The sequence below is a fragment of the Solibacillus cecembensis genome (assembly GCF_050272495.1).
Classification (GTDB): Bacteria; Bacillota; Bacilli; order Bacillales_A; family Planococcaceae; genus Solibacillus; species Solibacillus cecembensis.
Genome location: NZ_JBNNMF010000004.1, coordinates 204,441 through 215,438 on the forward strand (window position 1 = coordinate 204,441; position 10,998 = coordinate 215,438).

12 protein-coding genes are annotated in these 10,998 nt (G+C 38.2%); 4 read left to right on the forward strand and 8 right to left on the reverse strand.

Annotated features, from left to right (window positions below; genetic code table 11):
- Positions 1–104: 104 nt before the first annotated feature.
- From ACQKIH_RS05725 to hemE, 8 genes are all read right to left on the reverse strand, one after another.
- Positions 105–677 (reverse strand): TetR/AcrR family transcriptional regulator, encoded by a 573-nt coding sequence (locus ACQKIH_RS05725; RefSeq protein ID WP_427764021.1) that lies wholly within the window; start codon positions 675–677, stop codon positions 105–107.
- A gap of 137 nt (positions 678–814) precedes the next feature.
- The gene (locus tag ACQKIH_RS05730; RefSeq protein WP_427764024.1) at positions 815–1,315 is read right to left on the reverse strand and encodes a FixH family protein; all 501 of its coding nucleotides are present in this window, start codon (positions 1,313–1,315) and stop codon (positions 815–817) included.
- Complete coding sequence (locus ACQKIH_RS05735) at positions 1,315–2,706, reverse strand: sensor histidine kinase (protein WP_427764027.1); 1,392 nt, start codon at positions 2,704–2,706, stop codon at positions 1,315–1,317. Before ACQKIH_RS05735 ends, ACQKIH_RS05730 begins: the two co-directional genes overlap by 1 nt.
- Positions 2,703–3,395: a response regulator transcription factor gene (locus tag ACQKIH_RS05740; protein ID WP_427764029.1), complete on the reverse strand. Its 693-nt coding sequence runs from the start codon at positions 3,393–3,395 to the stop codon at positions 2,703–2,705. The genes ACQKIH_RS05735 and ACQKIH_RS05740 overlap by 4 nt, the downstream gene beginning before the upstream one ends.
- A 3-nt stretch (positions 3,396–3,398) precedes the next feature.
- The gene (locus ACQKIH_RS05745; RefSeq protein WP_427764032.1) at positions 3,399–4,352 is read right to left on the reverse strand and encodes a YncE family protein; all 954 of its coding nucleotides are present in this window, start codon (positions 4,350–4,352) and stop codon (positions 3,399–3,401) included.
- Positions 4,353–4,514: 162 nt separating this feature from the next.
- Positions 4,515–5,933 (reverse strand): protoporphyrinogen oxidase, encoded by a 1,419-nt coding sequence (gene hemY, locus ACQKIH_RS05750; protein WP_427764035.1) that lies wholly within the window; start codon positions 5,931–5,933, stop codon positions 4,515–4,517.
- 2 nt (positions 5,934–5,935) lie between these two features.
- Positions 5,936–6,880: a ferrochelatase gene (gene hemH, locus ACQKIH_RS05755; protein WP_057987260.1), complete on the reverse strand. Its 945-nt coding sequence runs from the start codon at positions 6,878–6,880 to the stop codon at positions 5,936–5,938.
- Between the two features lie 31 nt (positions 6,881–6,911).
- Positions 6,912–7,964 (reverse strand): uroporphyrinogen decarboxylase, encoded by a 1,053-nt coding sequence (hemE, locus tag ACQKIH_RS05760; protein ID WP_057987258.1) that lies wholly within the window; start codon positions 7,962–7,964, stop codon positions 6,912–6,914.
- Between the two features lie 206 nt (positions 7,965–8,170).
- Between hemE and ACQKIH_RS05765 the strand changes: the two genes are divergently transcribed.
- From ACQKIH_RS05765 to ACQKIH_RS05780, 4 genes are all read left to right on the forward strand, one after another.
- Positions 8,171–8,677, forward strand: coding sequence for an antibiotic biosynthesis monooxygenase family protein (locus tag ACQKIH_RS05765; RefSeq protein WP_427764039.1), 507 nt, complete (start codon positions 8,171–8,173; stop codon positions 8,675–8,677).
- A gap of 116 nt (positions 8,678–8,793) precedes the next feature.
- Positions 8,794–9,345, forward strand: coding sequence for a chromate transporter (locus ACQKIH_RS05770; protein ID WP_427764042.1), 552 nt, complete (start codon positions 8,794–8,796; stop codon positions 9,343–9,345).
- Positions 9,342–9,869 (forward strand): chromate transporter, encoded by a 528-nt coding sequence (locus ACQKIH_RS05775; RefSeq protein WP_057987253.1) that lies wholly within the window; start codon positions 9,342–9,344, stop codon positions 9,867–9,869. Before ACQKIH_RS05770 ends, ACQKIH_RS05775 begins: the two co-directional genes overlap by 4 nt.
- 183 nt (positions 9,870–10,052) lie before the next feature.
- Positions 10,053–10,898 (forward strand): flagellin N-terminal helical domain-containing protein, encoded by an 846-nt coding sequence (locus tag ACQKIH_RS05780; RefSeq protein WP_427764045.1) that lies wholly within the window; start codon positions 10,053–10,055, stop codon positions 10,896–10,898.
- Positions 10,899–10,998 lie beyond the last annotated feature (100 nt).

The following is a 10,998-nucleotide window of genomic DNA, read 5'->3' on the forward strand; positions in this document are numbered from 1 at the left end:
TCCAATTAATACTTGTTGACCAAAAACGTCATCTGGTCAACCTAGTCCAAAAAAATTCAATTACACCAAGGCATAATTGCGTCTTTTTGATATCCCCAAATGGCTTATTTTTTTGCTAAGCCGCGGAATATTGTTTCTTTAAATAATGCTAAAATATCCTCTTCTTTTAATGGTTCTTCATGAGTGGATTGCCAGTCTACGATGAACGCAAGATAAGTTTTAAATAGCATATAAGAAACATGTTCTTTATTGCAGTCAATTATTTCACCCTTCTCTATCCCAATTTGAATTCGGGCAGAAATATACGAAATAATTTCTCGTTCAATTTCTAAAAGTATCTGTTTTACTGCTGGCGTTCGTAGCTCTTTTTCCTCTTCTACGAGTTTGGCAAACAATAAATGACGCTCTCTAAATTGAAGCATTTTCATTAATGAAGTATGAGCATTGTGCATAAAGCTCGCATTGGAGTCAATCGATTTATCTGTTTCCCTCTTCATTTCATCAATTAAATTAAGTACTACTTCTTGGAAAAGTTCTTCTTTATTTGCGAAAAACGTGTAAACCGTTCCCTTCCCAACATTCGCAATTTTAGCAACTTGCTCAATTGTCGTAGCTTTGTAACCAAATAACGTGAAAGATTTCGTTGCAGACTGTAAAATTTCCTGTCGTCGATCCACTTGCCCACCTCCTACTAATTCAATTTTGCCAACTACAGTTAGATGGTTTTTCTGCTGAATGATAAAACGAAAATGACCAGAAAACCATTTCGGTCATCTGGTCATTATTATACACCGATATTATTGAATTGCAATAATTAATGACTATCTTTTTCCTCTGAATCCGTATTTTCTTCGTGTCCAGCGCCATGATCCATTGAACTAGAGCTTTCATCTTCTACAACTTTACTCATATCCGGATTACCTACGACTAACTGTTGCTTTGGCATCACATGTAATCCACGTGCTGTTGTGTGAGCAAACATGTAGTACACACCATCATGATCAAATGTATGATCAATCGCATAAATTCCGTCCTCTGTCAATTTTCCGTTTAGCATTTGACCATCCTCGCGCAAGCCTGATTCCCATACTTCAAATTTTACTTCTTCCGCATCATCTACTGCTTCATCACCTTGTGTAACACGCGCTGCAAGCTGAATCGTTTCGTTTACATTTAAATGCTCCGCTGTTTGAATTTCAACAACGACTTCAACAGGCATGACACCATTATCTAATGTATCGACTTCTGGTTCTTCTCCTCCACAGCCAAATAATAATACCGGAATTGCGACTAAACTATACATCCACTTTTTCATTATAATTCCTCCATTATTGGGAGCGTAATCATTACGTCTGTCCCTTTTTCTATTGTGCTTTCAATTTTTAATTTACCATCATGCTGTTTAATGATTTGATCGACAATGGATAAACCTAAACCACTGCCCCCATCTGACCTGCTACGTGCTTTATTGACGCGGTAAAAACGTTCTGTAATATGCGGTAAGTCTTCGGCAGGTATACCTATTCCACTATCAGATACCGTAATGACAGCCTCGTTATCAATTTCTTTCGAGTCAATGAAAATAACTGCGTTTTCCTGAGAGTAACGTATCGCATTTTCGATAACATTTATAAACACTTGCTTTATTTTTTCTTCATCACCCATGACAATCAATTCTTCTTCAAGGCTTTGTTCAATTTGGATACGTTTAGCTAATGCTTGATTTTGTAACAATGACACCGCATCCCGTATTGTTTCAGCTAATACAAGTGGTTCGAATTCAGAAATTGGCATTTTTTCATCTTTTCTTGCAAGCTGCATCAACTCATTCGTTAATCGTTCCATACGGGCAGATTCCCGTGCAATGAGTCTAATCGCTTCATCTTGTTTTTGATCAGTTATATAGCCATTTTGAATGGCCTCACTATAGCCCTTTACATAGCTAATTGGTGTACGCAGCTCATGGGATACCGTTGCAAGAAATGACTTTTGCGCTTCATCTTCCCGTTGAATGGATCTTGCCATCTGGTTAAATGCGGTGGTAAGTGTGCCAATTTCATCTTTGGATGTCACTTCAACTCTTGTGGCGTAATCTCCCTTGGCCATGTGATTCACTGCCAGCTGTAAATTCGCTAATGGATTTAAAATTTTCCGCATGCCTTGATATACAAAAAATGCCGCTACTAATAAAAACATGACCGCGCCCGTAATAAGCAAAACGACTTCTTCTTTCGCCAATTCCGACATTTTTGCTAATGGATAATATAAATAAATAATTCCTTCCAAACGATTTTGGTCGGTGAATGGCAAGATGACAGAAATAATTTGGCGTTCAAAGCGGGTTTCATAACCTATTTTTGTCACAGCATTTCCTGCGATTAATTGCTGGCGCTCATCCGGTCCAATTAATGCATCATAATCCACATCAAACGGCACACATGCACTCAGCTCACGTGGGTTTCTCACCGCAAAAATAGGAATATTTGAATAGGCAGCATAATGATCAATCGCACCAATTAGTTCGTCCGTTACCTTTCCACCTTTATACATCGTTTGCAGCTTTTCACCGACTTCTACCATCGTCACTTTCGTATCTTCCACATAAAGTTGCTCATAAAGAAAGTTTGTAAATATGTACATGAATACAACCGTCGCGCTTAAAAATAAAACAATGAGCAACCAGATTTTCGAGGACAATTTTTTCATGTCGTTTTTTCAAAGCGGTAGCCAATTCCCCACACCGTTTGAATATACTCGCTTGCTGCTTTCGATTTTTTCCCTAACTTAATACGCAATGTTTTAATATGGGTATCTACTGTACGGGTACCACCCGCGTAATTCAGTTCCCATATTCTTTCTAAAAGTTGTTCCCGTGAATACACAAAATTGGGGTTTTGCATAAATAAATGTAGCAGCTCAAATTCCTTTAAAGTCAGCGTTACCATGTCCTCTTCAATGAATACTTTTCGAGCAATTTCATCCATTTTGATCACACCACATTGTAAGAAGGTCGCTTCTACATGCTGCGTGACATTGCCTGTTCTTCGTAATACAGCTTGAATTCGTGCCATTAATTCATTTGATGTAAAGGGTTTGACAATGTAATCATCCCCGCCAATTGTTAACCCTTTTACTTTATCTTCATTTGCATCACGTGCTGTTAAAAATATTACTGGAACTTGGCATATGGCTTGAATCGCTTCACATACTGCAAAGCCATCCTCTCCTGGCATCATCACATCAAGCAACACTAAATCAATCTGCTGCTGTGTTAAAATGTGATAAGCTTCAGTCCCATTCGCAGCCATTTTTATCGTGTAACCAGATGGCGATAGGACGATGTCAATAAGCTGTCTCATATTTTCTTCATCATCTACTATTAATATTGTTGCCATTTGCTACCCCTCCCTTACAAGCAAGTGAAATGGGCCTTTTCCTGTCTGCACCTTTTTTTCAATACTTTTATTATTAATAAAATAAATCGCATGATCGTCATAGCCTGCTACAACGAGAGTATCTTTAAAATGGGCTACGGCAAACGGGTTCGCACCAATTTCAAGCTGCCACTTAATCGTTCCATCCTCGTTCACCACATATAAAATATTTCCCCCATGGCTAACAACAGCAATTTCATTATTCTTTTGTGAGAAACCAACCGGCATCAGCGGCATTGGGATTTCCTTTAACTTTTCACCTGTTGACCGCGCATAAATATCGACTGTTTGATTAGGACTACTACCTTCACCATGCCCACCAACCCATAACTCGTCTCGCCCATTAGGTATGACCAATCCATGCGATGATGTTGGTATATCCCATTCATCTAAGAGCGCCATTGTTTCAGTAGAAATAACCGAAAGAATCGTGTCTTTATAATTAATGACATATAGCTTGCCATCACTTACTAACATCGACATTGGATAATTATGAAGCTTTACTGTATGCTGCAATTTCCCTTTCATTGTATAACTCGTAAGTTCATTCGTTTTACTATTCGTAATAAATATCTTTTCAGTCTGTTCATCAAAATACGCGTTCGTTACACCTAAGCCTGTGTTAATTGTTTGCATATGCTTCCCAGTCGAAAGCTCGTATAAACTAGCTTCTGCCAATTGATGACCATACAATAAAATGGCATCATTGCCGACTAAAACAGCACCTGTATACGCTTTTTCCAAAGGCCATAAAGCAATTTCATTCGCTGATTGATCAAAAAATGTAATAGATGGCTCTAAAGTATTGACCGATGCAACGAATGATTGATGTGGATCAATACGGTCAAAACGGTCATCAGAACAACCCGTAAGTAGTAAGATGAATAGAGAAAACAACATGAAATGCGCTCGTTTCATTATTCGTCACCTCGCTTTTAAGCGTACTAAATAATTGTGAAATTTGCATGAAAGACGTGAGATAAAATTGTGAACAAAATAGACATGCACGATGAAAAAATGCTGTACTAAAAGAGTATGTCCTTTAGTACAGCATTTTCATATCCATTACATCATATCTAGTCACGCAAAAAGTTCATCAATCACTTTGTCCGCTGCTTGTTTCCCCTGCGTCACACAATCCGGCACGCTAATCCCTTTGTAGGAACTCCCTACAAGATGAATTTTAGGATAATCCTTATGAAATTGTTCGTCCATTTTTTCCATACGTGCTTCATGACCAATCGTATATTGCGGCATGGATTCTTTCCAACGTGCAACAACTGTAAAAATAGGTGAGCTCGTTAAACTAAACGCCTTTCGCAAATCTTGCAGGACAATTTTCTCGATCTCACTGTCCGAAAGCTCTACAATCGATTCGTCCCCTACACGACCAATATAAACGCGCAATAAATCATGGCCTTCTGGTGCTACATTGTCCCACTTGCGATTATTCCACGTGCATGTTGTAATGGCAAAATCACTATTGCGAGAAACAAAGAAATTTAACGTATCTGTATGCTTTCTCATTTGTCCTTTTTTAAATGCCATTGTAACCGTTGCAATCGTCGCATAATTCATTTGGGGAATTTGCTGCATCGCTTCTGATTCACTAAATATTTTTTTCGTTACGTTAAATGGGGTTGTGACAACGACCATATCTGCCCGAATCGGTGCACCGCTATTTAAATTAACTTGATATGTGTCATCTGATAATTTTTCAATGGCATCTACTTTAATTCCTTTTAAAATGGATTGGTCAGCAAGTTCTTGTTCCAGGGCTTCCACCAATGTTTCAAGACCATTATTAAATGATTCATAATGTATTTCACCTTGTCCGCTGTCTAACGCATAAATACCTCGTCCCGTCTTTTTCATACCTAAAAGTAAACTACGATAATCTTTCTCTAACTGGTAAAATTGCGGGAACATTGATTGCATACTTATATGATCGACGTCTCCTGCAAAGGTACCTGCAAGCACAGGTTCTACTAAATTTTCTACGACTTCCTTACCAAAGCGTCGTTGGAAAAATTCACTTATTGGCTCATCCGCTTCATGGCGAAGTTTCGGTAAAAATAAATCTCCTGCCGCACGAATCTTACCACTTAAAGAAAGTACATTCGATGTCATAAACGCAGAAATATCAGGTGACCCCCCGAGCAATAAATTACCCGGGATGGGATGAAGTTCGCTACCAATGGCAATGTATGTTCGACCATCTTTATTTTGAATCATTTCATGTTCGATATTTAATTCACGTGCCAACTCGCGGACACTTCTACTTGTATCAAAAAACGATTCGGGGCCACGTTCGATAATAAACCCATCTTTTCGTACTGTATGGATTTTTCCTCCTAAACGTAAAGACGCTTCACTTAATACTACGTCTAAAGGTAAATTTTGCGCCTTCGCTTCTTGCTGTAGATAGAATGCCGTCGTTAAGCCTGTGATTCCACCGCCAACGATAACAACCTTTCTTCTTTTTTCTGTCACCTTCATCATCACTCTCTACTATAAATCGCTAATTTTTGATTGATTGCATCTACCATCGCATCGATAAATAACGGATGTGTATTAGGCATCGTTGGACGATAATAGCTCGCACCAATTTCATCACAAACTACCTTACACTCAAAATCGTTATCATAAAGAACTTCTAAATGCTCTGTTACGAAACCAACTGGCGTGTAAATAAATGCTTTATATCCTTTTTGTTCAAATAATTCTTTCGTTAAATCTTGTACATCCGGTCCTAACCATGGCTCTGGCGTTTGACCTGCTGATTGCCAACCAACAACAACATTTTCAATTTCAGAAGCTTGTTCGATTAGGCGAGCTGTATCCACTAGTTGTTGTTCATACGGATCACCAGCTAATTTAATTTTTTCTGGCAACGAGTGATTCGAAACGATTAAACAACAGTTTGCACGTTCTTCTTCTGACATTTTAGCTAATTCACCATTAACGGCTTGCTTCCAAAACTCGATAAATTTCGGCTCATCATACCAAGCTTCCACTGAAGTAATTTTTAATGTGCCACCTAATTTGTCAGCAGCCTCTTGTGCACGGCCATTATATGATTTTACTGAAAACGTCGAGAAATGAGGTGCTAAAACAATGGAAACAGCCTCTGTAATTCCCTCGTTTACCATCGCTTGTACCGCATCTTCTACGAAAGGCTCGATATGTTTTAATCCAATAAATACTTTATATTCAATTTCATTTTGTACTTCGTTTAAACGTGCTCCTAGTGCTTCTGCTTGTGCAACAGTCATTTTAGCAAGTGGCGAAATTCCACCAATGGCACGATAGCGCGCTGCTAAATCATCAATATGTTCTTGAGACGGTTTGCGACCGTGACGTATATGTGTATAATAACGCTCAATATCTTCTTCTTTATACGGCGTACCGTATGCCATTACTAATAATCCACGTACTTGTTTCATGTCTTTTCACCTCTAAAATGTTATCAGTTATTTAACCGCGCTTCGCAATTTGTTCGCGACTATATTCATGTACAAAAGTTGTTAAGCGCTTTAGTACAGCCGGACTTACATCTGGGAATACACCATGACCTAAGTTGAAAATATGACCGCCTTTATGTGCTAATCCTTGATCCACAATAGCTTTTGCACGCGCTTCTAAAACATTCCAATCTGAAATTAATAATGTCGGGTCTAAGTTACCTTGTACAGCTTTTGTTACGCCACGCGCCTCTGCGTCACGAATTGGTAATCGCCAATCTAAACCGACAACATCAATCGGTAAATCATGCCACTCATTTACTAAATGAGATGCACCTACACCGAATTGAATTAATGGAACATTTAATTGTCGAAGCTCACCAAAAATACGCGTCATGATCGGTTTAATGAAAATGCGGTAGTCTTCCACATTTAAAGCTCCAACCCATGAATCGAAAATCTGAATCGCTTTTGCGCCAGCTTCTACTTGAGCTGTAATATCCGCAATAATCATATCTGCTAACTTATCCATTAATGTAAACCAAGCTTTTGGCTCAGATACCATAAATGATTTCGTTTTTGCATAGTTTCGACTTGGACCGCCTTCAATCATATAGCTCGCTAATGTAAATGGTGCACCACCAAAACCGATTAACGGTACATTCAACTGTTCTTGTGTCAGCATTTTAATCGTTTCCAGAACATAAGGTGTATGTTCTTTTGCGTTGAATTCACCTAGCTTCTCAACATCCGCAACTGTACGAATTGGATTTGAGATAACAGGGCCAATTCCCGCTTGTATTTTCACGTCAACACCAATACCAGGTAATGGTGTTACTATATCTTTATATAATATTGCTGCGTCTACATCATATTGTTCTACAGGTAGACGTGTTACATATGCACATAATTCCGGTTGCATTGTAATTTCTTCTAGTGAATATTTCGCTTTAATTTCACGGTACTCTGGCTGTGAACGTCCTGCTTGGCGCATAAACCAAACGGGTGTATGTTCTACTGCCTCCCCACGAGTAGCACGTAATAATGTATCATTAAATTTTGTCATAATTCATCCCAACCCCTTCAGATTCTAATATGTATTTAATTCTATATCGTCAATGATATCCATTATCGACTATAAACTTTTCCATTAGTATTGTATAGTTTTCTCATACAAATGTCATAAAATTGTTCTTTCTAACACCCTCTTTTTGACAAATAGGTTGAACTCCAATATAAATGGAAATATTAGAGTAAGAGGAGGTTGTTATATTGAATTTTTACATTACATCTGGAACACCTGATTTTATGGAGAAATTAATCGCTAAAAATCACAAAGAACCGCTTATTTTATTACACGGCAACGGAAATTCAGTTGTTCTTCACGAAAGTCCTAAAAAATCAATTTTTGCAGTACCACGCAATTTTGAAGTGCTCGGTGAGATGGGACAATTCGAGCAAAAAGGGTATTTTACTTTTTACAATATGCCGATTCTGTCAGATGGGCGTCCTGTTTTTGAGAACGCCGTTTCGGATGCCATTGTGTCATTGAAAAATGATAGTACAGTCATCGCCTATCGTTTTTTACGACCAATTAAAGAAGATACGTACCTTCTCATCATCCAGTGGGTAGGACCTGCGTCATTTGATGTTTGGAAAAATGGGCAAAATTATAAAGAAACAATTGCTCCAATTTTAGAAGGAAAAGCGTCGATTATTCAATCCATGTTCGATACCGCTTTTTATATGACAACTTATAGTGCACCACCGAAAGAATAACACGAACTAATTTCATACCTTTTTTTAAAGCTACGATTGTATTTCGTAGCTTTTTTCTATAAAATTGGTATTTACAGAATATTTAGATACACGAAAATTTTTGGGAGGGTTGTTCATTGAATATGCAACTTCAAATCTTCATTGCTTTTTTCAGATCTGGCATTTTAGGCTTTGGTGGTGGTCCAACGACGATTCCACTCGTACATAAAGAAGTCGTAACGAATTACAAATGGATGACAGATGAAGAGTTTTCAGATGTCATTTCAATTGGTAACACGCTACCTGGACCTGTTGCTACTAAAATGGCTGGCTATATTGGCTATCGTGTCGGTGGCTGGCTCGGACTTGTTACTGCGTTACTTGCAACTGTATTACCTACTGTTGTTCTTATGATTATTTTACTAAGCTCACTTAAACAATTTAGCGAATCTAAATTTGTAAGCGGCATGACTAATGGTGTTATTCCCATTGTAGCAGTCATGATGGGTGCCCTTACTTGGGACTTTATGAAAAAGGCAAAAACTTCACTAGGCTTGAAGATTGCAGCATTAATTTTTATTTTGAGTTTTATTGCAATCGCGCTACTCAATATTCACCCTGGGATTGTCATTGCAGTGTTGCTTATTTTAGCACTCGCATTACCTGTTAAAGGAGCTGATGCCTCATGACATATTTCCACTTATTTTTAGCATTTTTCTTTCCTAATATACTTGGATACGGTGGCGGTCCTTCTGCTATCCCATTAATTGAAATTGAAGTTGTTGATAAGTATGGCTGGATGACTAATACAGAATTTAGTGAATTAATAGCACTTGCAAACTCTTTACCTGGTCCCATTGCAACTAAACTAGCAGGCTATATTGGTTATTCTGTTGCAGGTGTTACAGGTAGTGCTGTTGCGCTCTTTGCGACGATTGCTCCTTCACTAATTTTGATGATTGTTCTATTAAATCTACTATTTAAATATCGACATTCTACTCGTGTGAAACGATTATCGAGCTATGTTTTACCAGCAATTGCTGTCCTATTACTAACACTTACTTTTGATTTTTTAAAAACGTCATATGACCTAAACAACATCATTCCAACGGTGTTATTAGTAGTTGGTGGCTATTTTGCATTGGAGAAATATAAAGTTCACCCTGCTTTTGTTATCTTAACTGGGCTTATTATTGGTGGGCTGTTCCTTTAAGTTTGATTTGCGCCGCTTCTATATAGGAGGCGGCGTTTTCTTATTTTCCTGCGAAGTAAGCATTCTCATACAATCACGTGCTAATTTATGGAAAATAATTTCTATTTTATTTCCATAATTGCTCAAAAAAATTTATTACTCGTCGATATATATTAAAAGTTTCTTTGTGAGGTGATAATTAATATGCGAATGGGTAGTTGGATGGCGACTGGTTTAACGATTTATAACAGCTATAATCGAAATTACAATGCGATGAACAAAGCCCTGTTGAGAATTTCAACTGGTTACCGAATAAATAGTGCGGCGGATGACCCAGCAGGCTTAGCCATCTCCGAAAAAATGCGGGCACAAATTCGAGGGCTCAATATGGCGGGGAAAAACATTCAAGATGGGATTTCTATGATTCAGACAGCTGAAGGCGCATTGAACGAAACACATGCAATCATTCAGCGGATGCGAGAATTATCGGTGCAAGCTTCATCAGATACGATGACAGATGACGATCGTAAACTTATTGATATTGAGTTTCAAGAGTTGAAAAAAGAAATTACACGAATTTCTAAAGACACGGAATTCAACACGCGGACACTGTTAAACGGAGACTACAAGGACAAGCCCCTAAAGCTTCAGGTTGGCGCAAATAGCGGGCAAACAATCGATATCTTTATTGGAGAAGTGAGTAGCACATCGCTTGGCATGGACGATTTATCAATTGCCACAAGAGAAGATGCCGAAAAATCTCTATCTGCACTTGATGATTCGCTCAAACAAACGTCGAAGGAACGCTCTCGTCTCGGTGCTTACCAAAACCGTTTAGAGCATACCTACAATGTTACGATGAATACAGCCGAAAATTTAACAGATGCCGAGTCGCGTATTCGGGACGCCGACATTGCAAAAGAAATGATGAATTTTACAAAGGCGAGTATTTTAATGCAAGCAAGTCAATATGTGATGCGTTTGCATATGCAGCAAGCCCATTCTATTTTACAATTACTCGATACAGGCATTAGAAAGAAGGGCTATTAGTGATTTGGGACTGACCCCAAAAATATAGACAAATAAAAAAAGCATCTTCGATTGAATTCGGGTTTAGATACCTAAAATTCAACTAGGGGGTGTTTTTTTA

Coding starts and splice junctions, on each gene's coding strand:
- ACQKIH_RS05735 (WP_427764027.1), bottom strand. CDS start 2,706: ATGAAAAAATTGTCCTCGAAAATCTGGTTGCTCATTGTTTTATTTTTA.
- ACQKIH_RS05775 (WP_057987253.1), top strand. CDS start 9,342: ATGACATATTTCCACTTATTTTTAGCATTTTTCTTTCCTAATATACTT.
- hemE (WP_057987258.1), bottom strand. CDS start 7,964: ATGACAAAATTTAATGATACATTATTACGTGCTACTCGTGGGGAGGCA.
- ACQKIH_RS05745 (WP_427764032.1), bottom strand. CDS start 4,352: ATGAAACGAGCGCATTTCATGTTGTTTTCTCTATTCATCTTACTACTT.
- ACQKIH_RS05740 (WP_427764029.1), bottom strand. CDS start 3,395: ATGGCAACAATATTAATAGTAGATGATGAAGAAAATATGAGACAGCTT.
- ACQKIH_RS05780 (WP_427764045.1), top strand. CDS start 10,053: ATGCGAATGGGTAGTTGGATGGCGACTGGTTTAACGATTTATAACAGC.
- ACQKIH_RS05730 (WP_427764024.1), bottom strand. CDS start 1,315: ATGAAAAAGTGGATGTATAGTTTAGTCGCAATTCCGGTATTATTATTT.
- hemH (WP_057987260.1), bottom strand. CDS start 6,880: ATGAAACAAGTACGTGGATTATTAGTAATGGCATACGGTACGCCGTAT.
- hemY (WP_427764035.1), bottom strand. CDS start 5,933: ATGAAGGTGACAGAAAAAAGAAGAAAGGTTGTTATCGTTGGCGGTGGA.